The organism is Suttonella indologenes, from assembly GCF_900460215.1.
GTDB lineage: Bacteria > Pseudomonadota > Gammaproteobacteria > Cardiobacteriales > Cardiobacteriaceae > Suttonella > Suttonella indologenes.
Genome location: NZ_UHIA01000004.1, coordinates 1,411,300 through 1,437,580, shown reverse-complemented (window position 1 = coordinate 1,437,580; position 26,281 = coordinate 1,411,300). Strand labels below are relative to the sequence as shown.

The window sequence follows — 26,281 nt, the reverse complement described above, 5'->3', positions numbered from 1 at the left end:
GTTTATTCTATTTCTAAAATCACATATTGTTTTAAACGCTCATAAATGCTATCGCTTACATTGATGCAGCCGTTAGTCATGATACGATCGCTTATAATCGGCGAAGCAAGACGTTCCAAGCGGCGTTCCGCAGGTCTTTCCGTCCAAACACGGTGCAGGGCAAAGGTAAAATCCGCTGTCCAATGAAAGCCGATGACATCGCCGCCGTAGCCTTTTAAATCCGTTGCGACCAAGGTCATTTTAAAGCGGCCTTTGGGTGTAGTTTTCCCGACTAATACGGCATGGCAGTCGCCGCTGTCAGCAAAGCATAATTCTGCCTTATCCAAAGAAACGCGCACAATCTTTCCTTGTACTTGTGCCGCTTGCATTAAATAAGCTTCGCCTTCATCGCCTTCTAAAATGCGTACGCGTTCTTGCGAAAAAGCCGCCTGACTACTCAGCAAAGCTAGGCAGCAGGCGGCACGATATAGTACCTTAACTTCAAAATGAGACTTAGAGATACACATTTTGTCAGGAGAAGCGCTTAGAATAATCTCATTTTGAAGTTAAGAGACTATAAAACCAAGCAATCATTATTGGCGGATACGCACAGGCGGTTGTACCACCTCGCGGATAATGACTTTTTCCGCTTTAGGGACAGGTGGCGGGCATACGGCATCTTTAGGGAATACCGGATTCCAATAGAAGCTGCGGGCAAATTTGTTTTTGTCGTAAATCACTTTATATTGGCAAGTCGTGATGCCGTCAACGCCCGAGGTATTATCCGGATCTGCCGGCACGCCGGGGGTGTAGAAATGGAAGAGATAATCCCATTCGCGCACGCCGAACATGCCTTCGTCATAATGCGGACGACCTAAGATTTTATAGATATCGTCTTTAGTTAAACCCGGGCGCATTTTATCCAACTCGTCAGCAGTGGGGAAAGTACCGCGATCATTATTAAAAGTGAGCGAATAAGGCTCGGGGAAGACGGGATTATCCATTGTGCCGTCGGCTTTGACATTGCTTTTGGTGGCGCAAGCTGCCAAGCCTAATATGGCGACTGCCGCTACACTGATATTTAAGAATGTTTTCATTATATGTTCCTTTTATTGCTGCCGCCTTTAGCAGGCGGCAAATACTTTACCATTGGTAACCGATAGCGGCGCTTGCGCCAAAATGGCCGCGGGAATTACCATTGGCCGTGCCTTTGATAATCCAGTTGCCGCCGTCGCTGATGCTCGATACGCCAACCGCATAGCCCATTTCACCGCGATACACGCTTGTGCCGACGGCAATCATGTTTTTGCCCGGCAGATAGGCTTGCGGCAGACCTGCGGTCGCCATTGCCGCAGCAGTGCCGGCATTGGCATTGGCATTCACATCGCCGATACGCTGATCTAAGTAATTAATGGCATTGTTATTGGCAGATTGAACCGAACGCAATTGTGCGACGTTTACCGCATCATTATCACGCGAACCTGCCGCTACACCGGTGATTTGGCGGTTTTGCGTTTCGCTGCCGACGGCAACCGCGCCTAAAGTATTTTGCGCAGTCGCGAGCACTTCTTGGCGTGCTTGAGCAGAAGCGCCCGGCATTACGAATACCGTGCTGCCCTTATAGACTGTGCCTACAGCACCGCCGATTTGTGCGCTGCTTGTCGCAGCTGCCGTCATGCCGGCGCGAGTGGCGGCAGAATTTGCACCCAGTGCCACGCCGTCTTTCACTTCCACTTTGGTCGCATTACCCAAAGCGACCGCATTGCTCATATCGCCGTCATAAACTTTGATTTGATGCGTTTCTTGAACATATTTTCCAGCCGCCGCATCCCATTTCATGGTCGCAACAGCCTGCATTGTGCCGACGCCGCTGCCAATTTGCACATTATTACCCATAACGAACACATTCTGCGATTGTTGGTTAATGGCATTGTTATTGCCAATGCTGTAACTGTTATCGCCTTGAATCACGCTCGGATCGCCGATGGCGGCCGAATTATTACCGGAAACCAGATTGCCGGTACCGATGCTAATGCTATTATTACCTGTTGCTTGCGCACCGTTACCCATAGCAATCGCATTGCTGCCGGAAGCACTGGACTTAACACCGATTGCCGTAGCATAGCTACCTACCGCACTGGAGTCTTCGGTATTAATGAATGAGCCTGAATTATAATTTTTACCGTCATTGGTATGGAAGAAGCGGATACCTTCAGCATTCATGTTATTAATCGCTTCTTTTAGCGTGATATTGCGCTTCTCGGTTTGACCTTGAACATCGTAAGTTAAAATCGGATCAGTACCGATAATGTTATTGACAATATTATTTGTGACTTGATTGGTAATATTCTTGGTGACAACTGTATTTACATTTTGCATTACTGCCTGCAAATCACCGACATTCACCGCATTATTCAAGGTATTGCCGCCGGCATTATTAATGGCATTGGCAATTGCCGTTTTATCCGCAGCACTTGGTGCGGCAGGATTGCTGACCGTCACATCATCGCGCACGCCGCTGGCAACATTGCTTATTTGCACAGGATTATTGCCCTTGCCTTGAATGGCAACCGTGTCGCTCGGCGTAGATTGGTCGGCAAGATTACTATTAACATAAGCCAGCGGACTATCGACTTTAATCGTCGTATTTTTGCCATCCGTATTATCCACGCTGACCGTTGTGCCTCTACCGTTGACAAAATTCACGCTGTCGCCGGCATTGACCAAATCTTTTTGCACGCCGTTACCTTGCACATTCCAACCGGCATTGTTTAAAGTATTGCTGACTTCGTCAACAGTTGCCAATTTGCCTTTATCAGCATTATTAACGCTTGTCGAACCGTCGGTATTGATGCTGACCTTACCCGTATTGGCAGAAATTTTGCCGCCGTCAATCTTAATCGTATTGCCGTCAACATTTGCCGATACGGTGTAAGTGGTAGTTTTCGTGCCATTGGCATCACTAAGCGTATTTTCCGCCACCGTCATGCCGCTGCCGGCAGCCGTAACCGCCTTATCGGCATGCACTGTGTAAACGGTTTGACCATTTGCACCTTGCGTACTACTTACCTGCGTATTGCTCCCCGCCTGCACTTCGGTTTTCGCTGCGGAAATATCGGTATTGATGTTATTGACCACCGTTTGCAGATCGCCCACATTGACTACATTGGTTTTCACCACATTTGCGTCATTCAAATTCACGACATTGCCGTCTTTGTCTTTCAAGCCGCTGTCTGCGCCGCCAATAGTTTTTCCGCCGGCATTAATGCCATTATTGTTAATGCTGACCTTGCCGCCACCATCCACCGGCACTTCGATTGTATTCGTGCTAACTTTGGTAAATTCCACTTCATCTTTAGTGGCATAAGTAAAGCGATTACCGTTTTGCACCAAAGCCATATTTTTGCCGGCATCAAAAGTAAGGGTTTCTCCGAAGTTAATCAATTCGGAAGAAGCGCCTGATACCTTGCCGCCGTTAACGCCGCTACCGGCTGTAGCATTCCAGCCTGCTTTATTAAGGGCATTAGCTAAATTATCCCCTGTCACAAAGGTATTGCCGGTATTATTGTTGATGATTTTTCCTGAGTTGTCGGTATTTACATTGGCTTTTGCCACCGCAATATCAAAAACGGCATTACCGTCTTGATCATTAGTTTGTTTGCTAACAGTAACAGATTTATCTTCAGATTGAACAATAGTCACCGTGTCTTTGGTTTTCGGCAAACTGTCTGTATTAACCGTTAATTTGCCATCTACAATTTTGATGCTGCTATTGTCTACATTGACGGATAACTCATAGGCTCGAGTCATGTCAGTGCCATTAATAGTCGGTGTTATGTTTACACCGCCATTGGCTTTTGTAGAAACGGTGGTATCCCAAGCATTAACGGTGTATTCGTTTGCAGCGTTTGCTTTATTAACAGTGGTATTGTTACCGGCTTTGACAGTAGTCGTGGCAAATTTAATAGCATCGTGAATATTATTTTGACCAGTACCACCGATATTGGTAAAGGTAATGTCGCCTTGTTTCTTAGGGTTTAATGCAGCATTACCACCAAAGTTTTTGACAACGCTGTTGGCAAGGTTGCCCAAGACGTCGTTAGTCATATATAGCTGGCTACCGTTGATGGCATCGGTTGAATCGGCAGTGATACGACCGGCAGCCACGTTGGTAATGGTGCGTTTTTGCGTATCATTGCCTACCGATACGGTTGCAATCGGAGACTCACCGGCAAAACCGCTATAAGTAAGGCGGTTTACAGTCGCCTTATTGGTGCCGACGACTGCATCAGTAGCCGAACCGGAGCCTAATGCAACAGCATTAGCATGGTCGCTGTTTGCCTGCGCTCCGATAGCAACGGCACGGGAACCATTTTTATAAATACTTGCGCCCGAACCGATGGCCGCGGCATTAAAGGCTTGAGATTGTGCTGAGTTGCCTACTGCCAAACTGCCTCCTTTCATAGCACGAGAGCCGCTGCCCAATGCCGTGCCGTTGTTACCGAATGACCAAGCATCATTACCGAATGCAGTCGCATAATCACCCGTAGCCTGACTTTCCCTACCGACAGCCGTCGAGCGGTTGCCTGATGATTGTGCTGCGACGCCTACTGCCAAACTGTCTCCTCCTGTAGCACGAGAACCGCTGCCCAATGCCGTGCTGTTGTTACCGAATGACCAAGCTTCATTACCGAATGCAGTTGCATAAGCAGCTATCGCTCGACTTCCCTTGCCGACAGCTGTCGAGCTGTTGCCTGATGATTGTGCCTGATAACCGGCTGCTAAAGCATAAGCCCCGGTAGCATTGCCAACGCTATCGACAGCATCCAAGTTGTTTGTATCTTTTGCGTTAACTTCCCGATTCTCAGGATTGATATGGAAGTAGTTTTTAGCTGTCGCAACGGTTAATTTGCCATCTACAATTTTGATGCTGCTATTGTCTACATTGACGGATAACTCATAGGCTCGAGTCATGTTAGTATCATTAATAGTCGGTGTTATGTTTACACCGCCATTGGCTTTTGCAGAAACGGTGGTATCCCAAGCATTAACGGTGTATTCGTTTGCAGCGTTTGTTTTATTAACAGTGGTATTTTTACCGGCTTTGACGGTAGTCGTGGCAAATTTAATAGCATCGTGAATATTATTTTGACCAGTACCACCGATATTGGTAAAGGTAATGTCGCCTTGTTTCTTAGGGTTTAATGCAGCATTACCACCAAAGTTTTTGACAACGCTGTTGGCAAGGTTGCCCAAGACGTCGTTAGTCATATACAGTTGGCTACCGTTGATGGCATCGGTTGATGTGGCAGTGATACGACCGGCAGCCAGATTAGTCAATGTACGTTCTGCACCTGAATTGCCTATAGATACGGTAGAAGTCGGCGCATTACCTGCGAAACCCGAATAGGTAAAACTGCCTACTGTAGCGGTAGTGGTGCTGGCTACTGTTTGCGTAGCGGATTGCGCACCTAATGCCACATCACCTGCTTGAGCATTGGCAGCAGCATTTGCGCCTAATGCCACGCCGTTTTCAGCATTTACCCGCGTATTCAAACCAAATGCCAAAGCATTATTTGCACCAACTGCCACATTGACACCGCGTCCAAGCAAAATAGAATTTCTAGCGCTATTAATAGTGTTATTCACGCCAATAACCACATTATTGCGCGCATCGCCACTATCGCCAACCGATGCTGCGCCGGAATAAGGAGTCCCACTATCTGTTTCATTTTCGCGAACGGCTGTTGCGCCAACAGTATTAGAATTACCAATAACTACGCTTTGATTGACCGAATCGCCGTTTGGAGAAACAACATTGTAATTACCTACAATGCTATTTCCCGCGCCACCGACAGTATTAAAATTACCTGTAGCATTATTTCCTGTAGCATTATTTCCTGCCCATGCAGGTATAGCGACACCCAATGCTGCAAAAGCAGCCGAAAGAGCTGTTAATTTGAATAAGCGCAAGCTTGTCCTAGCAATGCCAAAAGAAGATTGTTTGCCCTGTGATTTGGCGAATTCGGGCACGGCGACAAAGATGCCTAAAGATGGGTTGAAGACTACTTTAAAGATATGGTTCATATTTTAAGTCCTTAGGTAAAGTTGATATGGGTAGTAAGGGAGGGTAATAAATTGTCTGCTTTATTTTATCTCTTATCTGCTAAAAAAATTTACTGAAACGATTAAGCAATATTATTGCCATTAACTTTTTTTGATTTTTATTCTGTTGAATATCTTCTGATGTGTCAATATTTGGCTTATCTTTAGTGTTTTTTTGCGGCAGCGGCAAGGAAGCGTTTAATGCTTTGCTCGGCTTCCGCCTCTGTGTAGGCTCTGGCGCTTTTCACGGCAATCGGGCGGCGCGTCTGCGGAATGATTTGCCACAGATTGGGCTGCACATGAATGCGCAGGCGTATCGGTTTGCTGAGATATTGATTCAGTGCTTGGCTGATTTCATTATGCAGAAAGCGCAATTTAAACGCGGCTTCGCTATTGGCGACGAGCAAATGCCATTCGCCTTTTTCAATTTTTTCAAAATAGACTTGATGCCGCCAAGCGGGCGGCAGGACTTTAAGCAGCAATCCTTGGTATTTTTCGTGCAAATGATAGTGCTGGCTGCCCATTTGCTGGCTGAGCAGCTGTTTAATCAGGGGATTGCTGTTTTTCAGCGGCAGAAAGCGGCGCTTATCCGCTTCATATTGCGGTGTTTCTTTGGATGACATCGGTTTCTCCCTTGAAAAAAGATATTTTGCCGCGATTTAAGGCTAATGCGGGTGCTAGGCAGGCGATTTTGCGCTATGATGCGCGGTTGTTTACCCGCTTTGGGATTATTTTAGAATAGGATATACGGTTATGCTAGGCATACTGATGAGAAAAATTTTCGGCTCGAGAAATGAGCGCATTATTAAGCAATTGTCAAAAAACGTAAGGGATATCAATGCGCTTGAAGCGCAGATGCAGGCGCTTAATAATGAAGCTTTAGGCGGTAAAACGCAGGAGTTTAAAAGCCGTCTGGCAGCCGGAGAAACCTTGGATCAATTGCTGGTCGAGGCTTTTGCGGTGGTGCGCGAGGCTTCGCGGCGCGTTTTGGGTATGCGCCATTATGATGTGCAGTTGATTGGCGGCATGGTCTTGCATATGGGCAAGATTGCGGAGATGCGCACGGGCGAGGGCAAAACCTTAGTCGCGACTTTGGCGGTTTATTTGAATGCCTTGAGCGGGCACGGCGTGCATGTGGTTACCGTGAATGATTATTTGGCACGCCGCGACGGCGAAGAATTGGGGCAGTTGTACAATTTCTTGGGGCTTTCTTGCGGCATTATTGTCTCCGGTATGTCGGTCGAGGCGAAAAAAGCCGCTTATCGAGCGGATATTACTTACGGCACGAATAATGAATTCGGCTTTGATTATTTGCGCAGCAATATGGCGGTTATGCCTGAAGATCGCCTGCAAAGAGAGTTGAATTACGCGATTGTGGACGAAGTCGATTCGATTCTGATCGACGAGGCGCGCACGCCGCTGATTATTTCCGGCGAAGCCAATATGAATACGGATTTGTATGTGCGTCTGAATGCTTTGGTACCTGCCTTAAGCGCGCAGGTGGAGGAAGACGGCGAAGGCGATTTCTCGATTGACGAGAAGAGCAAGCAGGTCGGCTTAACGGAGAGCGGTCACGAGCATGTGGAAGAGATGCTGCGCAAGGAAGGTTTGATTGCGGAAGGCGAGAGTTTGTACGACCCGAAAAATATCGGCGTCTTTCATCATTTGACTGCCTGTTTGCGCGCACATCATTTATTCCATAAGGATGTGGATTATATTGTGCGCAATGGCGAAGTAGTGATTGTGGACGAGTTTACAGGGCGAACGATGGACGGCCGCCGCTGGTCGGACGGTCTGCATCAGGCGATTGAAATCAAAGAGGGCGTGCCGGTTAAAAAAGAAAGTCAAACGTTGGCGTCTATTACCTACCAAAACTTTTTCCGCCTGTATGATAAATTAGCGGGTATGACCGGTACGGCGGACACGGAGGCTTTTGAATTTCAAGATATTTATGATTTGGAGACAGTGGTTATTCCTACCAACCGTCCGATTGCGCGGATAGATTACACAGATTTGATTTATCTGAAACAGGAAGGCAAATATCAGGCGATTGTCGAGGAAGTCAAGGTAAGCCAAGAGAAGGGACAGCCCGTATTATTGGGTACGGCGTCTATCGAGACTTCCGAATTATTATCCAATCTGCTGACGCAGGCGGGGATTAAGCACGAAGTGTTGAATGCCAAGCAGCATCAGCGCGAGGCGGAGATTATTGCCAATGCGGGTTTGCCGGGGCAGGTAACGATTGCTACCAATATGGCGGGACGCGGCACGGATATTGTACTAGGCGGCAGTTTGCGCGCCGCCTTGGCGGCTTTGGGTGAGGATGCGGGCGAAGCAGCGCAGCAACAAGTGCGCGAAGACTGGCAGCAGCGTCATGATGCCGTGATTGCCGCCGGCGGCTTGCATGTGATCGGCGCGGAACGCCATGAATCGCGCCGCATCGACAATCAGCTGCGCGGACGTTCGGGACGGCAGGGCGACCCCGGTTCCAGCCGTTTCTATGTGGCATTGGACGATAATCTGGTGCGGATTTTCGCCGGCGACAAGATGCGCAATATGATGCAGCGTTTCGGCATGTCGGAAGATGAGGCGATTGAGTCTAAAATCGTGACCAAGCAGATTGAAGGGGCGCAAAGAAAGGTGGAAGCGCATAATTTTGATGCGCGTAAGAGTTTGCTGGAATATGATGACGTCGCCAATGAGCAGCGAAAAGTGATTTATACCCAGCGCAGCCGCATTATGGACGAGCCGGTGATTTCCGAGATGGTCAATGAGATGCGCGCCAATGTGATTGCACGCCTGATTCATGATTATCTGCCCGAAGATGCGGTGCGCCAAAGCTGGGATTTGCGCGGTTTGGAAGCCGCTTTATTGGGCGATTTCGGCATTAAAGTGGATATTGACGGCGTGTGGCTGCAAGAAGAGCCGAATTTGTCCGCGCAGGAAATCGAGCAGCGTCTATTTGAGATTTTGCAGGCGGTGGATAAAAACAAACGCGAGCAATACGGCGATGAAGTGATGAATTGGGGTGAAAAATTTGTCGCTCTGCAAGTGATTGACGAACAGTGGAAATCGCATTTGAGCACGATGGATATGCTGCGTCAGGCGATTTGGATGCGTTCGCGTGCGCAAAAAGATCCTAAGCAGGAGTACAAGCGCGAATCTTTTGAAATGTTTAGCGAATTGCTGGATGCGATTCAATTCCAGATTGTACGCCTGATGGCGCAAATCGCTTTCCAACGTCCGCCGGAGGCACAGGAAATCAGCGCGGAAGAATTGGCGGCACGTGAAGATGCGGCGCAGCAGGCGCAGGCAGCGAATATGGAAAAGGCGCAATTCCAAGGTGGAGAGGGTGAATTGCCTGCCGATGCCATCGCCGGTGTCGGACGCAATGAGCCTTGCCCTTGCGGCAGCGGCGAACGCTTTAAAAACTGTCACGGCAAATTAGCCTGATGGCCAAGCAGGCGGTTGCGGCGGGCATTCTCATCAATCGCGCCCGGCAAGTGCTGATTGCCGAGCGTCCGCAGGGTAAGATTTATGCCGGCTACTGGGAATTTCCCGGCGGCAAAATCGAGGCGGGTGAGAGCGCGATTGCCGCCTTGCAACGCGAATTGCAGGAAGAATTGGGCATCGATACGCAGCAGGAAGACTGGCGTTTGTTTTACCAAGGCGACCGCGGCGAAGAAGTCGCCTTATCGTTTTTTATTGCCGAAAGCGAACGGGATTACGCTCCACAAGGTTTGGAAAACCAACGTTGGCAATGGGTAGCGCTTGCCGAGCTGAGCCGTTATCGCTTTCCGGAGCCGAATACGCAGGTGCTGCGATTATTGCAGCAGGAATATCAAGAAAAGGAGCAAAAATGAGCCGCTTTTTATTTACTTCTGAATCGGTTTCAGAAGGGCATCCCGATAAAATCGCCGACCAGATTTCCGATGCGGTTTTAGATGCGATTTTAGCCAAAGATAAACATGCACGCGTTGCCTGCGAAACCTTAATCAAAACCGGCATGGTCGTAGTGGCCGGAGAAGTGAGTACCAGTGCATGGGTGGATTTGGAAGATATTGTGCGCAACACCATTATCAAGATTGGCTATAACAGTTCGGATGTGGGCTTTGACGGGGCGACTTGCGCTGTCTTAAATGCGATTGGCAAGCAGTCTTCCGATATTGCGCAAGGCGTGGACAGAGAGGAAAAACGCAAGCAGGGTGCAGGCGACCAAGGTTTGATGTTCGGCTATGCCTGCAATGAGACCGAAACCCTGATGCCGGCGCCGATTACCTATGCGCACCGCTTAGTGGAGCGGCAGGCGCAATTGCGCAAGGATAAAGTCCTGCCGTGGCTGCGTCCCGACGCGAAAAGCCAGATCACTTTCCGTTATAAAAACGGCTTGATTACCGGCATTGATGCGGTGGTGCTTTCTACCCAGCATGATCCTGATATTAAGCAGAAAGATTTGCAGGAATCGGTGCGCGAACTGATTATTGAAAAAGTTTTGCCGGAGCAATGGCTGAGCAAAGATACCAAATATCATATTAATCCGACAGGGCAATTTATCATCGGCGGGCCGGTCGGCGACTGCGGTTTGACAGGACGCAAGATTATTGTCGATACCTACGGCGGCGCGGCGCATCATGGCGGCGGCGCTTTTTCGGGCAAAGATCCGAGCAAAGTGGACCGAAGCGCAGCTTATGCCGGTCGCTATGTGGCAAAAAATATTGTGGCGGCGGGCTTGGCGGAGCGTTGCGAAGTGCAGGTTTCTTATGCCATCGGCGTGGCAGAGCCGACTTCGATTATGGTCAATACCTTCGGCACAGGCAAGATTGCCGATGAAGAAATTGAAAAACGCGTACGCGCCGTATTTGACCTCACGCCTTACGGCATCATCGAAATGTTGGATTTGGTACGTCCGATTTACCGTCAAACCGCCAGTTATGGGCATTTCGGGCGTGAATTGCCTGATTTCACTTGGGAAAAAACCGATCGCGCAGAGGCTTTGCGTTCGGCATAAGATGTTAGCGTATGGTCGCAGTAGCGAAGCTTAGCTTATGGCGCTTTTTCAATTATCCGACTTTAGTAAAAATATCCCCCTGAATTTAGGGGGTATTTTTTGATTTATAGGATGAGTGCCGCTATCCAGCCGGCAATGAAAAGCGGGATATTGAAATGCAAAAAGGTCGGGATTACGGTATCGCGGATATGGTTGTGCTGTCCGTCGCCGTTTAAGCCGACCGTCGGTCCCAAAGTAGAATCCGAGGCGGGCGAACCGGCATCACCCAAGGCACCGGCGGTGCCGATAATGGCAATGGTAGCCAAAGCGGAAAAGCCCATTTCCATGCACAGCGGCACATAAATTGCCGCCAAAATCGGCAGAGTGGAGAAAGAGCTGCCGATACCCATGGTCACTAATAAGCCGACTAATAACATGGCGGCAGCGGCTAAGACACGGTTATTGCCGAATAGCTCCATCGCTCCGTTCACTAGAGAATCGATTTGTCCTGTGGCATTCATCACTTCGGCAAAGCCTTTGGCGGCAATCATGATGAAGCCGATCATCGCCATCATGCGGATGCCGCTGTCGAACACGCTGTCGGCATCTCGGCGCTTGACTACGCCTGCCAACATCAAGACGGCAAAACCTAACATGGCGCTCAGTAATAAGGCATTATCAACGAATAATTGAATGGCAAAAGCGACGATAATCGCGGCAATGGCAACGCCGCTGCGGTAGGTGCTGGGCGCGATGGCTGTGCTGTGCTGTTGTTGCTGTACTTCGCGGCTTTGATAGTGGCGCGCTTTGCGATAGCTGAAAAAGGCGGCAATTAGCAATCCTGCAAACATACCCAAAGCCGGAATCGCCATTGCCGTGACAACATTCAATCCCTGTGTATCTAAACCGAATTTGGCGGCATTGCCGAGCAGAATCTGCTTGAGGAAAATCTCGCCGAAGCCGTAAGGCAGGAACATATAAGTAGTAACCAAGCCGAAAGTCATCACGCAGGCAAGCAGGCGGCGGTCAATCTGCAACTGATTAAATACCATCATCAATGGCGGTACGAGCATGGGAATGAAGGCGATATGGATAGGGATAAGGTTTTGGCTCATGACCGACATCGCCAATAGACCTGCCATCAGCAGCCATTTCAGATTTAATGTCGAGCGGTTGCCGCGTTCCTGCTCCATTTTGCGAATGACAAGATGGGCTAATTGCTGCGGCAGACCCGAGTGCATGATTGCCATGGCAAAGGCGCCCAGCATGGCATAAGACAGGGCGATTTGCGCGCCGCCCGCCAAGCCGTTTTGAAAATGCTCCATCACGCCTAATTGTGTATTGCCGGCGCTGTCTGTCACCGTACTTAAAGGCAGCCCTGCATACAAACCGCCGATAAAGGCGGCAATAGCCAAGCTGAGCACGACATTGATACGCAGCAATGCCAATATCATCATCAGCACGACGGCTAAAACGACTGCATTCATAAATTTCTCCTTAATGAAAAATCGCTCATTTTAGGTAAAAAAGTGCGGAAAAAAAAGCTGTCGCCAATTCGGATATGACTCATTCCTATACAAATAAAACGGATATATCGAGAGCGGTTTAAAAGAGGATGAAAACAGCTACTCGGTTTTTGGGCGCTTTTGATTTAAGGCTTTAATTTAAGGAAGGATTTCTGTATTATGCGCAAAAATTAATGTATTGGAGGAAAGGATGAATCCTGAAAAAATATTCGACGGCTCAATGGTTTTTTCTATTGTGCTGATTGTAGTAGTCTTTTGGATTGCCAAAAAAGCCATTCAAATTGTGCCGCAGGGTATGGAATATACATTGCTGCGTTTGGGGCGTTATCAGAAAACCTTAGAGCCCGGTTTTAATTTATTGATTCCTTTTTGGCAAAGCGTCGGGCATCGCGTGAATATGAAAGAGCGGATGTTGGATGTGCCGCGTCAGGAAGTCATTACCAAAGACAATGCCATGGTCTCGGTTGACGGCGTTGTGTTTTTCCAAGTGGTGAATGCGGCGAAGGCGGCGTATGCGGTGGATGATTTGGAATATTCGATTATGAATTTGGCAATGACGAATCTACGTACCGTTATGGGCTCTATGGCTTTGGACGATTTACTGGCGCAGCGCGATGAAATCAATCAGCGCTTATTACAAACTATTGATTTGGCGACTAACCCTTGGGGGGTAAAAGTCACACGGGTGGAAATTAAAGATATTACGCCGCCGGCGGATTTGGTTGCGGCAATGGCGCGGCAGAAAAAAGCCGAACAAATTAAACGTGCGCAGATTTTAGAAGCGGAAGGACAGCGTCAGTCTGAAATTTTGCGTGCCGAAGGGGAAAAGCAATCGCAGGTCTTAGAAGCGGAAGGACGCAAAGAAGCGGCATTTTTAGATGCGGAGGCGCGCGAGCGTTTGGCGATAGCGGAGGCACGCGCAACGGCGACCTTATCGCGTGCGATTTCCGAAGGCAATATTCATGCGACCAATTATTTCGTTGCACAAAAATATGTCGAGGCTTTGGCTAAATTTGCCGAAAGCAATCAGCAAAAAACCTTTTTCCTGCCAATGGAATCTAATGGCATTTTAGGGGCTTTGGGCGGTATGGCGGAAATGTTGCGCCAAAATGTGAGTGACAGCAGTTTCAGCGCCGTAAATCCTTCCCAATCGAATAAGCCTACAGAGGAATAGCCATGTATTACATCGAACCAATTTTTTGGAATTGGCTGATTTTGGCTTGCTTGTTTTTGGCAATTGAGGCTTTTACGGCATCCTTCTTCTTTATTTTCTGGGCAATGGCGGCATTAATGCTGACTTTGCTTACTTGGCTGATGCCCGAATTGGGCATTCAAAGCCAAGCTTTGGCTTTTGCGCTCTTATCGATTATCAGCATTACAGCATGGTGGTTTATCACTAAAGTTTGGCAGCCTAAAAATCATAATGACGAGGCGGCTAAATTAAATAATCGCAGTCGCAATTTGATTGGACGGCATTTGGTTTTGGAAATGCCGATTGTGCATGGTAGCGGACGGGTTAAGATTGATGACGGCATGTGGACGATTCGCGGTGAAGATATGCCGGCCGGAACGACAGTGTTGGTGGTGAATGTCGATAGTTTAGTCTTAGATGTGGTGAAAGTTGGCTAAGCTAACATTCGTCTTTTTATTCTGTTTGTTCAGCAAAGCGATTGCCGCGCCCTTGCAATTTAGCAATGAGCGCGGCTTATTATTTGCGACGGCGGAATTTAAAGGCGTGGAATACCGTATTTTTACTGCTAATCCTGCGCAAATGCGTTTGCTGTGGCGTGATGAAGCGGGAAAAAATTACAGCAAATTGCGCGCCGCAGCGGCTGCACTGAGCGCTAAGGGCGAAAATGTTTTAATGCTGATGAATGCCGGTATTTATACGCAGGACTATCAGCCTGCCGGACTGTGGATTGAAGAAGGCAAAACTTTGCGCGCTTTAAACCGCAGCGCCGGCAAAGGCAATTTTCATATTCAGCCGAACGGTGTACTGTGGTTTGGCGGACAATCTGCAGGCATAATGCCGATCGAGCAATGGCAGAAACAGCCGAAAAAAGCCGCTTATGCCTTTCAATCAGGACCGATGATGATTATCGACGGAACAATCAACTCGCGTTTTATTAAAGATTTGTCTTCTCCTTACAAACGCAATGCCGCCTGTATCAATGAAGCGGGAGAGCTGTATTTTATTATCAGCACTGCTGTGCGGCAGGATAGCGAATGGCCGAGTTTTTATCGCATGAGCGAGGCGATGCTGTCTTTCGGTTGTCGGCAAGCCCTGTATTTAGACGGCAGCATTTCGCATTATTATGCAATCAGACAGAGCAATTGGTTTCATTGGCGACCGTTTGTGGGTATGATTGCCATCGTTGAATAAGCTTAGGACTGATGATGCACAAACAATCTTCTTATTATGCCGCCTTAGATTTAGGCTCGAACAGTTTTCATCTTATTGTGGTGCAAGTGACCGCCAGCGGCATTCAAGAAGTAGACAAAATCAAGCATATGGTGCGATTGGGGGAAGGTTTGGGCAAAGACAATATGCTTGATGACGCTTCCATCAAACGCGCTTTGACCGCCTTAGGGGAAATGCGTCAGCGTATTGAACATATTCCGCGTGATCAAGTGCGTGCGGTGGGAACCAATACCATGCGCGTGGCAAAAAACGGCGAAGAATTTCTGCGTAAAGCAGAAAAAGCTCTTGGCGCGGATATTGAAATCATCAGCGGCAATGAAGAAGCGCGATTGATTTATCTTGGCATCAGCGAGCATAACTTCTTTAAAGACGTCACATTGGTCATTGATGTAGGCGGCGGTTCGACGGAAGTTATTATCGGTGAAGGCGAAACGCCGAAAGTCTTGCGTTCGATGAAAATCGGCTGTGCCAATATGGCAAATAAATTTTTCCCGCGCGGCAAAATTACCAAAACAGGGATTAAAAAAGCCTTGTCGCATGTCGCTGTGACAATTGAACCGCATGTAAAAGAATTAAGTATGCATGAATATCAGCGCGCAGTCATGAGCTCGGGCACGGCTAAAAGCACGGAAAAAGTTCTGCAAAAATTGGGTATCAGTAATCAGGGAATTACGCAGCAAGGTTTGCATCGCTTACTGGAAGTGCTACTGGAAATCGGGCATGCGGATAAATTGGCGGAACGTTTGGAAATCGATCCTGCGCGTGCTTTCGGTTTTACCGGCGGCGTGTGTATTTTGGCAGGGCTCTGCGACATCTTGCACATTGAATCGGCTTTTGTCAGCCAAGCGGCTCTGCGCGAAGGCGTCTTGCTAGACTTAATGGGACGTGATGAAGACGACAGTCATGATGAACGGGAGCTTACCGTTGCCGCCATGCAGCATCGTTTTACGGTTGATACGCTACAAGCGGAACGCGTGGCAAAAATGGCACAGCATATTAATGCCGCCATGGCGCAAGAAGCTCCGCTGCGATTTGCACCGCTATTAGGCTTTGCCGCCCAATTGCACGAAATCGGCTTGGCAGTTGCGCGCGGCAAACAGCATCAACACGGCGCTTATCTCATGGAGCATGCGGATATGCCGGGCTTTTCTCAAGTCATGCAAAAAATGATGGCGATTCTGCTACGCGGACAGCGTAAGAAATTGCCTGCTAAATTAATTCGCGAACTAAATCCCGCTTATCAAGAATTTATTTGGCAATATTTATTGGCATTGCGCTTAGCCGTGCTGCTATACCGCTCGCGTGTGCCTTTGGCAGAATCGGATTGGCCAACAGTTAAATTGAAAGATAAAATATTGAGTTTGAGTTTTTCAGAGCAATATTTGCAAAAACATCCTTTAAGTGTGGCGGATTTGCAAGAAGAATTAAAATATTGGGATGATGCGCCTTTTTCTTTGCAGGTTAATTTTCCGGAAATAAAAAAATGAATTTTAAACCCAAGGACATTAAATGCTAATTTAGTAAAAAATAAAGGCAGAATAATCTGCCTTTATTTTGTCTGTAAATATAGAAATATTTGCAGAGTACTAAGCATTAGCTTATCTATTATTCTAAAATAACACGCGCATTTACTGCTTGCGGCGGACGGCTGTTATTGCCCATAATCGCTTCAATAGCTTTTACTTGCGCTTCGCTAGCACTGACAGTGTTTTTCAACAATAACCAGTTAACGCCTTCGCTGCAAGGAGGTATTGTTAAGGAACCGTTGAAACGGTAGTAATCTAAAGCTTCAGGCAACATTTCGGCAGGATTGATTTGCACTTTTAAAGCAATCGGTTGACCGGCTTCTTTAGGCATAGCCGCCCACACGGGAGAAAGTTGTGCATTTTCCGCGCCGACTTCATATAGCAAACCTAATACGGCAAGATTGTTATTGCTGTCTGCATGTACGAAATGCACTTCTAATGGGAAAGATTTGCCTTGAATGCGGTTTTCGCTTGGCGTATGGAAATGGAATTGTTTAAGCGTGAAAGTATTTCCATTTAGCGAGAGTTTATTGGCATCATCTTTGAAATTTACTTGAATGGTATGGCCATTATTCACGATTTCTGCTTTTACCGCCTTGTAATCCAAATTTAAAGCAGGCAGTTCGCCGCTGATAGTATCGACCACATCGATGGGCGATTGGTTTTTACCGCTTGAGCATAGGGCATAATTTGGAGAAAGTTCGCCCCATTTTTCGGGAGATTCGTGTCCTGTATAGCCCCAATGGGTGCCTTCATCAGCAGCAAAACTAGGACCGGTCACTAATAGGCTTTGTAAAAGCGCTAAGGATAGTTTTTTCATTGTTTCCCTTCCTGAATGAATTAGTAAATCGCTCCATGAGCGTGGTTACTTTATAATAAATAAGGATAAAGTAAAGTTCTTTCACCCTTCTTTTAATTTACAAGTTTCAATATGAAAATTTGTTACTGCTTTAGTCTTTGTTAATACAGCTGATTATGATGAGAGAGTTTGAAGTTAAAATTTGACAATAAATTAAATTACTTATGAAAATATTCCCTAGGTTGAGAAGTATAGCCAATTCATGTCAAATACGAACATTATATTTTTAACCTTAGTTTAGGCGTTCATGCCTGAAGGCATACGCCATGACAAATTGTATTGGGTATAAATTCCTAATCTACTAATTTGTAAAGAAGTAGATCGGATTCTTTAATCCGACAAATTGATATTTTAAGTAATGTCGGATACAAGTATCCGACCTACCCGATTGAAAAATGATTAATTTTGCCATGAATCAACTATAAAAAGCAATACGGGCAAGGAATTGCACGCAGTATGGCAAGTGGTGCCAATACCGTAGCGCTTTTTGCAGATAGATGAAACCTGTGCTTTGAGTCGTTTAATTAGCAGGAAGATTGTCGTCTTATTTTTGATATGCTACGGATAGCAAAAATAGCGTATATCAGGCGTCGGATAAATTGGCGCCCGAGGCCAGAGTCGAACTGGCACTCTTTCCCTTAGGAGGGGACTGCTTTATCCATTAAGCTACAAGGGCATTGAAAGAAAAAGAGTTCGCCGATAAGCCGGGTTCTGTCGTGGACAATCATTCCTCTGCGACGCTGATTACTCACCGCCTGTAGCGATCTACCCGAAACCGCGACGGGCAGCCGCAAAGGTTTCCTATTTGATCTTGCTCCGAATGGGGTTTGCCCTGCCACTTTTGTTGCCAAAAGCGCGGTGCGCTCTTACCGCACCATTTCACCCTTACCTCAAAGAGGCGGTATATTTTCTGTGGCACTTTCCGTCAGTTCGCACTGCCTGGGCGTTACCCAGCATTCTGCCCTATGGAGCCCGGACTTTCCTCCGGCTGATGCCGGCGATTGTCTAGCGAACTCGGCGCGGATTATAGGGGAATTTTTTTATTTTGTCTGCTGTTAATTGACTAGCATTTTGCTATGATTGAGATATTTCATACAGATAAAGGATTGGCGATGGGCATTGCTTTGGCGGTATTGACGGCATTCTTATTATGGGCGGTGTGGGTGTTCAACCGCTTAGTCAAAAAGCGCAATGAGATTGCCAATGCCCGCGCCCAAATTGAGGTGCAATTAAGCAGACGCTATGAATTAATCCCTAATCTGCTTAAAGTGGCGCAGCGTTATATGCAGCATGAGCAAGCGGTGCTGGAAGCGGTCAGCCAAGCGCGTGCGGTAGCCCTTCGAGAACCTTTGACGGCAGTGCAGGGGCAGCAAATGGCGGCGGCTTTGGGGCATTTTTTCCTACGTGCCGAGGCCTATCCCGCGCTTAAAGCCGACGAACAGATGCTGCGTTTGCAAGAGGAATTGCGCAGCACGGAGAATCGCGTGGCATTTGCGCGCCAGTATTTTAATGATGCCGTGAATGATTATAATGATGCTTTGCAGGTCTTCCCCGATTGCTTGCTGGCGCGTTGTTTTGCTTTTCAATCGCAGGAGCAATTGCTCTTGCCCCCTGTGCCAATCAAGGAATTGGTTTCTTAGATGATGTCTTCAAGGAGATAGTTATGACGTGGTTTGTCATTTCCGTATTTTTTCTGGCGGTGTTAATCGGCGTGCCGGTATTCGTGGTTATGGTGTATAACCAATTGGTGCGTTCGCGCAATGCGGTAGCCAATCAGTTTTCCGATATTGATGTGGTGCTGAACAAGCGCTATGACCTTATCCGCAATTTGGTCGAGGTGGCAAAGAAATATTTGCAGCACGAGCAGGCGACTTTGGTGCAGGTAACGCAAGCGCGCAATACGGCAGCCAGTGCGCTGAAGCAGATTCAGCAAAGCAGCGGCGGCAATGCGGCAAATATAGGCGCGCTTTCGCTGGCGGATAATCAGTTAACTCATGCTGTAGGCAATTTGCAGGTGGCTTTCGAGGCTTATCCCGATTTGAAAGCGGATACGCAAATGCTGAATTTGCAGCGCGAACTCAGCAATATCGAAACCGAAGTGGCGCGCGAGCGCAATTTGTACAATTCCTACGTCACGGAATATAACAATTATCTGCAAATCTTCCCAAATCATCTGATTGGCAAAGCCTTTTCTTTCCTACCCTCACCGTGGCTGGAAGTCGCCGATGCGAAAGTGCGCGAAGCGGTCAAGGTCGATTTCAGCTAAAAGTCCGTTATGGCAGCGCGAAGTTCTTTATTCCGCTTACATCATCAAGCCGCCCAGCAGGCCAGTCGCCGTCTTTCGGCGGTCTTTTGGCTCGGCGTATTGCTTAGCGGCGGCATTTATTTTGCGCTGGGCGCAGGCTTTATCGAATTATTCCGCTTTATCTTTTTACATGCGAAATTGCTTGAGCAGGAATGGTATTTGCACCGCTACAGTCTTTACTGCGGCGGCATTATCGCCGTTTCCTGCATAGCGGTGGTCATCGGCGAATATTTTGCCGCACTCGCCCTGTTGCAAAGAAAAACCGCCGCAGAATTGGCAAAAGAAATGTATGCCAAGCCGATTGATGAAAACAAATACATTCCGCGCTTTGCGATGCTGGCAAATATCGTCGATGAAATGTCGGTAGCCGGCGGCATACGTCCGCCGCCGGTGTTTTATCTGCCGCATGACGAGAGCATCAATGCTTTCGTTTTGGGCGGCAAAGGGCAAAGCGTGGCATTAGTGGTCAGTAACGGTCTGCTGGACTATCTGGAACGCGATGAACAGCAAGCGATTATCGCGCATGAATTCGGTCATATCAAAAACGAAGACGTCTTCATTTATGCCAAATTATCCGCCGTGCTCAAAGGCTATTATGCCATTAGCGAATGGCGGCACGGCGCGCCTATCGTATCGGTAGCACGCGAACATATTTTCAGCGGACTGCTGCGACGCGAAGACGGCGGCGACACGCCGCTGGATGTGATTCGCCGCTTACTGGGAACCACAGGCTTAATCCTCGCCATGCTCGGCGAACGTATTCAGGCGGCATTTAGCCGCGAACGCGAATGGATGGCGGATGCACGGGCGGTACAATATACGCGCAACCCTGCCGCCTTAATCATGGCATTTAAAAAAGCACTTGCTTTGCAATATTTGCAGATGCATCCCTATGCCATGCCCAGCAATCAAGCTCATCAATTATTTATCAATTATTTCACGCAAATGCGCACTCATCCGCCGTTGGAAACGCGCATCGCCCGCTATGGCGGCAAGGTTAATTCGCAGGAAATTGAAGCGCTTGCCTTTGAGATTCGGAGTAAAAAGTTACACTGTGTAGCAGATAATGCCATAGAAATTAATCGACAAGCTTTTGTGCAAAATGCGGTATTTCCTATTTTAACGATACAGGCAGCACAACTGCATACTTTGCCGCAATCACTCGGCCGTTTAAAACTGCGCAAGCAGCTATTGGCATTTTTTGTGTATCACAGCGGCATAGACAGCTTAAGCTTGGCATATAGTAAACATATTCCCGAGGCAGAAAAAGCAGAATTAAGCCAAGCAGTTGCCGCAGTGAATCTGTTGCCGCCGATGCGGCACTTTGTGATATTTCAACAAATTGTAAAGCAATATCAGGCGCAAAGCAGTGCTGAGGAACATTTGGCATTATGGCAGCAAATCCAGCATATTATGCGTGATGACGGCAAATTGACGTTTTATGAAATCTGCTATGCCGCTCAAGTGCAATTTGTTCTGCGTAAACCTGCGCAACATCAGCATTATCGAGATAATGCGATGGCGATTTATGAGGTCTTGCGTGCGGTGGCGAGTTTGTATCACAGCCAAAAAACGCCTTGGCAATCGCAAATACCCGATGCGCAAGTCTTGCTTAGGGAGCAAAAGCAATGTTTTGCACAACTGATACAGCAAAGCTTCCCGCTAAAAATACCGGAGTTTTATGCTTTAGAGATGACATCGCAGGAGGATTTGCGCTGCTTATTGCAGGCTTTACGTGCGGTTAGCACATTAAGCACCACCTATCGGCAATCCTTATGGCAAACATTAGATGCCCACTGGCGACGGCAAGGAAATGTAAATTTGCAGGAAGTACATTTACGCCAATTGCTGCAAGTTTTGCTCGCATAAAAATGCCGGTTGAAACCGGCATTTTAGAATGGGTTTAAAATTCTATTTAAGATAAGTTCTGATTATTGCTTAATGAATAAATTAGTTGCTCGTAAAATTTCCGATCAAGAAAATGTTTTAGTGATAAATGTGTCGCCTGCGGCAAACGTTGTTGCGCACGCGGTGTGAGGTCTTGATGAGTAATAACAAGTTTGGCATTTTCAGGCAAATCATTGATAGCGAGGTTTTTTACTTGATAAGGCAAGTCCGCTTCTTGGATTTTTTTACGCAGCATACTTGCACCGGTCGCACTGCTGCCCATACCTGCATCACAAGCGACATAAATAATATCTTGGCTATTTAAGGTTATTTTTTGATTGGGGAGCGTGAGCTCTTTTGGGTTGTTCGTTTTAGCTGCAGAGGTTTTGCGGATGAAAAATATAGCAATTATTGCGAAAATAATTAATGCGATGACTATTAAAAAAATAGAATTATTTTGCGACATGAGACTCTCCGTATAATTGCGTGTATGAAGTATTGATTAAATACATATTTAGTCCTTAAATGCGTTAAGTTGATGTAAAGATTATATGCTGTATTGCCCGTCAAATGTAAGCATCTAGCGTAATTGCTCAATAAGGGATTGATAGTCTGATGACTGTTTGAGTAATTCCGTTGCCGCTTGACGTAGTGCATTGACATCTTTTCCCGGTAAAGCAAAACTGGTGGGTATATTTAATACTTGATGGCGTAATGTTTCATCGGCAAGATCTTTTAATGACAATTCGATGAAATGCAGGGAGATTTTTCGCCCTTGTTGGTCGCGGTGTTCGGCTTGATTCCATTCATCGACTATTAGACGCATTTGCCGAATGGCATCGGCGGAGGATTGGTCAATCGGGATATTGATAATCGCATTGAGCGAGTCTTGAAAACCCGGTACGGCAGGGGATTGATCGATATCGCTGTCGATTTGATTTTGCGCATTAACATTAATCAGCACAATGCGATTGGCGCGCCCCTTAGTCAGCTGCATATAGAGATTTTTTTCATTACCGCCGCTGAGATTGACGATGGTCTGCATGGAGCGCAAGCCTAAATTGCCCGTCAAACCGCCGTCTAAAAGATGGAGATAAGGGCGCTTTTGGCTCTCCTGATAAGATTGGAACTGGGTGAGCATATCATTGCGAATTTTGGCTTGTTCCGAATGTTCTTCCGTATTTTTTGCCAGTAACTCGCTGTATTGCTGCGGATTGCCGCATTGTCCGCCGTGATTGTTCAGTGTAATCGGACTAAATACCAGCGGTACGGCGCTAGAGGCGGCAACGGCGCGCGCAATCGGTAAGGCGGATAAATCCACGCACAGCCAGTCGAAAAATTCTTGGGTAAAGTCTATTTGAATGCCTTGAGTCATATCGGTGGCGGAAATAACGGCGAAAGGCCCGCGCCGCCGGGCTAAATCGGCAAAAGTCGCCTCACCGAACAGACTGTTTTCAAATTCTTCTTGCAATAAATCGCCGCGTCCGAATTCGGGCGAGGTCAGGCGCGCCACATTGGCGAGAGAGAACACTTTTTCAATCAGCGTGTCTTGAAAATTATGGGCGAGAAAACGCTGTAAAAATTGCGGAATCGTATCTTTGCCATGCAGCGCGAAATACATCGCCAATACGGAACCGCCGGAAATGCCATAAACCAAATCGATTTCTTCCAGCAGATTGCTTTGGCGACCGTTTAATGCAATATTTTGTTGTGCCAAGGCTTCTAATACCCCGTAGCCTAATGCTGCCGCCCGACTGCCGCCGCCGGAAAGCGTTAAGACGACAAATAAATCTTCCTGATTCTGCTGCCGGTCTAAAGCCTGTCTGAGACGATAGCCTTTTTGATGATCAATCTGCTCGATTGTCGGAATAGGTTGGTAAGAGAGCTTGGCGCAAGCGCTTAATAAGCTGGCAAGAGCAATTAAGAGGATGTTTTTGGTGCTTGGCATCGGTATCTTTCACAGCATGAAAAAAGAAGTCATGATAGGGGAAGAGGGCGCTAAGCGCCAGCATTTGACAGGGAATAGGCAAAATAAAAGCCGCTTCTTAGCGACTTTTAGGAAAATGGCGGAATGGACGGGGCTCGAACCCGCGACCCCCTGCGTGACAGGCAGGTATTCTAACCAACTGAACTACCACTCCGCAGTGGTGGATGCTATAGGACTCGAACCTATGACCCTCGCCTTGTAAGGGCGATGCTCTACCAACTGAGCTAAGCATCCGTTCTCTTATCGAGAAAGGCGCATTATAGTCATTTTTGCCCGGACTGCAAGAATCTGATGCAAAAATTTCTATGCAAAATAAAAACCGCTTATGAGCGGTTTTTAGAAATATGGCGGAATGGACGGGGCTCGAACCCGCGACCCCCTGCGTGACAGGCAGGTATTCTAACCAACTGAACTACCACTCCGCAGTGGTGGATGCTATAGGACTCGAACCTATGACCCTCGCCTTGTAAGGGCGATGCTCTACCAACTGAGCTAAGCATCCGTTCTCTTATCGAGAGAGGCGCATTATAGTGATTTCTGATGAAAGCGCAACTGCGGAGGAGAAAAAAACAGCATTAATTTTATAGTGAATTGTTTTTCATAGCATCGGTTTTTTGCTTTTCCCTGATGTCATCTTTTTATCGGCGCATTTGATGCCAATAATGACAATTTAGCCGGTCGTTGGAAAAACATTCGCTAATTCGCATGGCTAACATTATAATGCGCGCCGTTTTTCTTTAATTTCGGATAAATTTTGTGAGCAATAACCAAGACGTTTCTAAGATTCGTAATATCGCCATTGTCGCGCACGTCGACCATGGCAAAACCACTTTAGTCGATCAATTAATCCGCCAATCCGATACGCTTGCCGAGCGCGCGGAAGTGCATGAACGTATGATGGATTCGATGGATTTGGAGCGCGAGCGCGGCATTACCATTATGGCGAAGAATACCGCGATTCGCTGGAAAGACCATCAAATCAATATCGTGGATACGCCGGGACATGCGGATTTCGGCGGCGAAGTAGAGCGCGTTTTATCAATGGTGGATTGCGTTTTGCTTTTGGTCGATGCGATGGACGGTCCGATGCCGCAAACGCGTTTTGTAACGCAAAAAGCCTTTGATATGGGTTTAAATCCCATTGTTGTGATTAATAAAATCGACCGCCCCGGCGCACGTGCCGATTGGGTATTAGATGAAACTTTCGATTTGTTTGACCGCTTGGGCGCGACTGATGAGCAATTGGATTTCCCGATTGTCTATGCTTCGGGTTTGAACGGCTATGCCGGCGATAATGCCGATATCCGCGAAGGCGATATGACTTATCTTTTTGAAGCGATTGTCAATCATGTTAAAGCGCCGCAGGTTGACCGCGAAGCGCCTTTCCGTTTGCAGGTCTCTTCATTGGATTATTCCAGTTATACGGGCGTTATCGGCGTCGGCAAAATCGAGCGCGGTCGGGTGCGCAAAAATACGCCGGTAAAAATCATTGGTCGCGAAGGCGAGGTGCGCAGCGGGCGTATTTTGCAAATCTTCAAATTCTTAGGGCTTGAAAAAGTAGAAGTGGAAGAAGCCGCCGCCGGCGATATTATTTCTTTTACAGGTATCGATCCTTTGTATATTTCCGATACGCTCTGCGATCCCAACCATGTGGAAGCCTTGCCCAGTTTGGATGTCGATGAACCGACCATGAGCATGACTTTCCAAGTCAATACCTCACCTTTTGCCGGGCGTGAAGGCAAATTCGTTACCTCGCGCCAAATCCAAGAACGTTTGGATCGCGAGCTGATTCATAACGTGGCTTTGCGTGTCGAGCAGATGGATGATCCCGATAAATTTAAAGTATCGGGGCGCGGCGAATTGCATTTGTCAGTCTTAATTGAAACCATGCGCCGTGAAGGTTATGAATTGGGCGTATCGCGTCCGGAAGTGATTTTCAAAGAAATCGACGGACAAAAGCAAGAGCCTTATGAATTTGTGGTGCTGGATGTTGATGAGCCGCATCAGGGTGCTGTCATGGAGCGTATGGGGCAGCGCAAAGGCGAGCTGCAAAACATGATTCCCGACGGCAAAGGACGAGTGCGCTTGGAATATATTATCCCGACGCGCGGACTGATTGGCTTTCAAACCGAATTTATGACCATGACTTCCGGCTCAGGCTTGAAATTCCAAACCTTCGACCATTACGGACCGATTAAAGAGGGTTTGGGTAAAACACGGCATAACGGCGTATTGATTGCAATGGCGGCCGGTAAGGCATTGGCCTATGCTTTGTTTAATTTGCAAGACCGCGGACGTTTGTTTATCGGGCATGGCGATGAAGTGTACGAAGGCATGGTCATCGGCATTCACAGTCGCGACAATGATTTGGTGGTCAATCCGCTCAAAGCGAAGCAATTGACGAATATCCGCGCGGCAGGCAGCGATGAAAACCTGATTTTAACACCGCCGATTCGCAATACTTTAGAGCAGGCTTTAGAGTTTATTGACGAAGACGAATTAGTCGAAGTGACGCCGCAATCCATTCGTATTCGGAAAAAATTATTAACCGAAAACGAACGCAAACGAGCAGGTAAAAAATAATAGTCTTTCCAAGCGCCTTCGGGCGCTTTTCTATTGTCATAAACTCGGATTAGTCGAGAAGTGCTACATTTAATAGACAAGAGGGAAGAAGTAAAATGTGTTGCACTTGCTTATC

The 26,281-nt window shown here is 47.4% G+C and carries 19 protein-coding genes, 5 tRNA genes and 1 other RNA gene; 11 read left to right on the top strand and 14 right to left on the bottom strand.

Translation table 11 applies throughout. The features are described 5' to 3' along the window. Positions 1 to 2 precede the first annotated feature (2 nt). From DYC63_RS11040 to DYC63_RS11025, 4 genes are all read right to left on the bottom strand, one after another. The gene (locus DYC63_RS11040) at positions 3 to 368 is read right to left on the bottom strand and encodes a murein L,D-transpeptidase (RefSeq protein WP_115219524.1); all 366 of its coding nucleotides are present in this window, start codon (positions 366 to 368) and stop codon (positions 3 to 5) included. A gap of 204 nt (positions 369 to 572) precedes the next feature. Further along, positions 573 to 1,076 (bottom strand): outer membrane protein assembly factor BamE, encoded by a 504-nt coding sequence (locus DYC63_RS11035; RefSeq protein WP_115219262.1) that lies wholly within the window; start codon positions 1,074 to 1,076, stop codon positions 573 to 575. Between the two features lie 46 nt (positions 1,077 to 1,122). Continuing rightward, positions 1,123 to 6,066 carry a YadA-like family protein gene (locus tag DYC63_RS11030; RefSeq protein WP_115219261.1) on the bottom strand — a complete coding sequence of 1,648 codons (4,944 nt, stop codon included), beginning with the start codon at positions 6,064 to 6,066 and terminating at the stop codon, positions 1,123 to 1,125. Between the two features lie 182 nt (positions 6,067 to 6,248). Continuing rightward, positions 6,249 to 6,707, bottom strand: a complete 459-nt coding sequence (locus tag DYC63_RS11025; protein WP_115219260.1) for a DciA family protein — start codon at positions 6,705 to 6,707, stop codon at positions 6,249 to 6,251. A 130-nt stretch (positions 6,708 to 6,837) separates the two neighbouring features. Here DYC63_RS11025 and secA point away from each other — a divergent pair, with 130 nt between their 5' ends. From secA to metK, 3 genes are read left to right on the top strand one after another with little or no spacing between them, the layout of a single operon-like run. Further along, positions 6,838 to 9,537, top strand: coding sequence for a preprotein translocase subunit SecA (gene secA / locus DYC63_RS11020; RefSeq protein ID WP_115219259.1), 2,700 nt, complete (start codon positions 6,838 to 6,840; stop codon positions 9,535 to 9,537). Next, a complete protein-coding gene (locus tag DYC63_RS11015) occupies positions 9,537 to 9,947 on the top strand; it encodes a (deoxy)nucleoside triphosphate pyrophosphohydrolase (protein ID WP_115219258.1) in 411 nt (136 codons plus the stop codon). The genes secA and DYC63_RS11015 overlap by 1 nt, the downstream gene beginning before the upstream one ends. Further along, the gene (metK, locus tag DYC63_RS11010) at positions 9,944 to 11,092 is read left to right on the top strand and encodes a methionine adenosyltransferase (RefSeq protein ID WP_115219257.1); all 1,149 of its coding nucleotides are present in this window, start codon (positions 9,944 to 9,946) and stop codon (positions 11,090 to 11,092) included. The genes DYC63_RS11015 and metK overlap by 4 nt, the downstream gene beginning before the upstream one ends. Before the next feature lie 104 nt (positions 11,093 to 11,196). Here metK and DYC63_RS11005 read toward each other — a convergent pair whose 3' ends face one another. Next, on the bottom strand, positions 11,197 to 12,558 hold the full coding sequence (locus DYC63_RS11005; protein ID WP_115219256.1) for a Na+/H+ antiporter family protein: 1,362 nt from the start codon (positions 12,556 to 12,558) through the stop codon (positions 11,197 to 11,199). A gap of 229 nt (positions 12,559 to 12,787) precedes the next feature. On the opposite strand from DYC63_RS11005, the gene DYC63_RS11000 reads away from it, so the two are divergent. The 4 genes from DYC63_RS11000 to DYC63_RS10985 are packed head-to-tail and all read left to right on the top strand — an operon-like array spanning position 12,788 to position 16,506. After that, complete coding sequence (locus DYC63_RS11000; protein ID WP_115219255.1) at positions 12,788 to 13,771, top strand: SPFH domain-containing protein; 984 nt, start codon at positions 12,788 to 12,790, stop codon at positions 13,769 to 13,771. Positions 13,772 to 13,773: 2 nt separating this feature from the next. Continuing rightward, a complete protein-coding gene (locus DYC63_RS10995) occupies positions 13,774 to 14,226 on the top strand; it encodes an NfeD family protein (RefSeq protein ID WP_115219254.1) in 453 nt (150 codons plus the stop codon). Beyond that, positions 14,219 to 14,980: a phosphodiester glycosidase family protein gene (locus tag DYC63_RS10990; protein WP_147284961.1), complete on the top strand. Its 762-nt coding sequence runs from the start codon at positions 14,219 to 14,221 to the stop codon at positions 14,978 to 14,980. The genes DYC63_RS10995 and DYC63_RS10990 overlap by 8 nt, the downstream gene beginning before the upstream one ends. Positions 14,981 to 14,994: 14 nt before the next feature. Then, complete coding sequence (locus tag DYC63_RS10985; RefSeq protein WP_115219252.1) at positions 14,995 to 16,506, top strand: Ppx/GppA phosphatase family protein; 1,512 nt, start codon at positions 14,995 to 14,997, stop codon at positions 16,504 to 16,506. Positions 16,507 to 16,624: 118 nt separating this feature from the next. Here DYC63_RS10985 and DYC63_RS10980 read toward each other — a convergent pair whose 3' ends face one another. The 3 genes from DYC63_RS10980 to rnpB all read right to left on the bottom strand — a co-directional run bounded on the left by DYC63_RS10980 (position 16,625) and on the right by rnpB (position 18,421). Beyond that, a complete protein-coding gene (locus DYC63_RS10980; RefSeq protein ID WP_115219251.1) occupies positions 16,625 to 17,365 on the bottom strand; it encodes a carbonic anhydrase in 741 nt (246 codons plus the stop codon). A 639-nt stretch (positions 17,366 to 18,004) separates the two neighbouring features. Further along, a tRNA-Arg gene (locus DYC63_RS10975) sits at positions 18,005 to 18,080 on the bottom strand. A gap of 8 nt (positions 18,081 to 18,088) precedes the next feature. Beyond that, positions 18,089 to 18,421, bottom strand: an RNA gene (gene rnpB / locus DYC63_RS10970) — RNase P RNA component class A. Positions 18,422 to 18,480: 59 nt separating this feature from the next. On the opposite strand from rnpB, the gene DYC63_RS10965 reads away from it, so the two are divergent. From DYC63_RS10965 to DYC63_RS10955, 3 genes are read left to right on the top strand one after another with little or no spacing between them, the layout of a single operon-like run. After that, the gene (locus tag DYC63_RS10965; RefSeq protein WP_218564615.1) at positions 18,481 to 19,044 is read left to right on the top strand and encodes a LemA family protein; all 564 of its coding nucleotides are present in this window, start codon (positions 18,481 to 18,483) and stop codon (positions 19,042 to 19,044) included. A 23-nt stretch (positions 19,045 to 19,067) separates the two neighbouring features. Next, positions 19,068 to 19,670, top strand: coding sequence for a LemA family protein (locus DYC63_RS10960; protein ID WP_115219249.1), 603 nt, complete (start codon positions 19,068 to 19,070; stop codon positions 19,668 to 19,670). A 9-nt stretch (positions 19,671 to 19,679) separates the two neighbouring features. Beyond that, positions 19,680 to 21,578: a M48 family metalloprotease gene (locus DYC63_RS10955; protein WP_115219248.1), complete on the top strand. Its 1,899-nt coding sequence runs from the start codon at positions 19,680 to 19,682 to the stop codon at positions 21,576 to 21,578. 46 nt (positions 21,579 to 21,624) lie between these two features. Here DYC63_RS10955 and DYC63_RS13830 read toward each other — a convergent pair whose 3' ends face one another. From DYC63_RS13830 to DYC63_RS10925, 6 genes are all read right to left on the bottom strand, one after another. Continuing rightward, positions 21,625 to 22,062: a PTS sugar transporter subunit IIBC family protein gene (locus tag DYC63_RS13830; RefSeq protein ID WP_115219247.1), complete on the bottom strand. Its 438-nt coding sequence runs from the start codon at positions 22,060 to 22,062 to the stop codon at positions 21,625 to 21,627. Positions 22,063 to 22,176: 114 nt separating this feature from the next. Next, complete coding sequence (locus DYC63_RS10945) at positions 22,177 to 23,544, bottom strand: patatin-like phospholipase family protein (RefSeq protein WP_115219246.1); 1,368 nt, start codon at positions 23,542 to 23,544, stop codon at positions 22,177 to 22,179. A 116-nt stretch (positions 23,545 to 23,660) separates the two neighbouring features. Then, positions 23,661 to 23,737 (bottom strand) — tRNA-Asp (locus DYC63_RS10940). A 4-nt stretch (positions 23,738 to 23,741) separates the two neighbouring features. Continuing rightward, a tRNA-Val gene (locus DYC63_RS10935) sits at positions 23,742 to 23,817 on the bottom strand. A gap of 111 nt (positions 23,818 to 23,928) precedes the next feature. Next, positions 23,929 to 24,005 (bottom strand) — tRNA-Asp (locus tag DYC63_RS10930). 4 nt (positions 24,006 to 24,009) lie between these two features. Further along, a tRNA-Val gene (locus DYC63_RS10925) sits at positions 24,010 to 24,085 on the bottom strand. A gap of 254 nt (positions 24,086 to 24,339) precedes the next feature. On the opposite strand from DYC63_RS10925, the gene typA reads away from it, so the two are divergent. Then, a complete protein-coding gene (gene typA / locus DYC63_RS10920) occupies positions 24,340 to 26,166 on the top strand; it encodes a translational GTPase TypA (protein ID WP_115219245.1) in 1,827 nt (608 codons plus the stop codon). Positions 26,167 to 26,281 lie beyond the last annotated feature (115 nt).

Bases quoted from the DNA above. Each gene is read 5' to 3' on its own strand.
- DYC63_RS11040 (WP_115219524.1), bottom strand. From the start codon at position 368: ATGCAAGCGGCACAAGTACAAGGAAAGATTGTGCGCGTTTCTTTGGAT.
- DYC63_RS11035 (WP_115219262.1), bottom strand. From the start codon at position 1,076: ATGAAAACATTCTTAAATATCAGTGTAGCGGCAGTCGCCATATTAGGC.
- DYC63_RS11030 (WP_115219261.1), bottom strand. From the start codon at position 6,066: ATGAACCATATCTTTAAAGTAGTCTTCAACCCATCTTTAGGCATCTTT.
- DYC63_RS11025 (WP_115219260.1), bottom strand. From the start codon at position 6,707: ATGTCATCCAAAGAAACACCGCAATATGAAGCGGATAAGCGCCGCTTT.
- secA (WP_115219259.1), top strand. From the start codon at position 6,838: ATGCTAGGCATACTGATGAGAAAAATTTTCGGCTCGAGAAATGAGCGC.
- DYC63_RS11015 (WP_115219258.1), top strand. From the start codon at position 9,537: ATGGCCAAGCAGGCGGTTGCGGCGGGCATTCTCATCAATCGCGCCCGG.
- metK (WP_115219257.1), top strand. From the start codon at position 9,944: ATGAGCCGCTTTTTATTTACTTCTGAATCGGTTTCAGAAGGGCATCCC.
- DYC63_RS11005 (WP_115219256.1), bottom strand. From the start codon at position 12,558: ATGAATGCAGTCGTTTTAGCCGTCGTGCTGATGATGATATTGGCATTG.
- DYC63_RS11000 (WP_115219255.1), top strand. From the start codon at position 12,788: ATGAATCCTGAAAAAATATTCGACGGCTCAATGGTTTTTTCTATTGTG.
- DYC63_RS10995 (WP_115219254.1), top strand. From the start codon at position 13,774: ATGTATTACATCGAACCAATTTTTTGGAATTGGCTGATTTTGGCTTGC.
- DYC63_RS10985 (WP_115219252.1), top strand. From the start codon at position 14,995: ATGCACAAACAATCTTCTTATTATGCCGCCTTAGATTTAGGCTCGAAC.
- DYC63_RS10980 (WP_115219251.1), bottom strand. From the start codon at position 17,365: ATGAAAAAACTATCCTTAGCGCTTTTACAAAGCCTATTAGTGACCGGT.
- DYC63_RS10965 (WP_218564615.1), top strand. From the start codon at position 18,481: ATGATTGAGATATTTCATACAGATAAAGGATTGGCGATGGGCATTGCT.
- DYC63_RS10960 (WP_115219249.1), top strand. From the start codon at position 19,068: ATGACGTGGTTTGTCATTTCCGTATTTTTTCTGGCGGTGTTAATCGGC.
- DYC63_RS10955 (WP_115219248.1), top strand. From the start codon at position 19,680: ATGGCAGCGCGAAGTTCTTTATTCCGCTTACATCATCAAGCCGCCCAG.
- DYC63_RS13830 (WP_115219247.1), bottom strand. From the start codon at position 22,062: ATGTCGCAAAATAATTCTATTTTTTTAATAGTCATCGCATTAATTATT.
- DYC63_RS10945 (WP_115219246.1), bottom strand. From the start codon at position 23,544: ATGCCAAGCACCAAAAACATCCTCTTAATTGCTCTTGCCAGCTTATTA.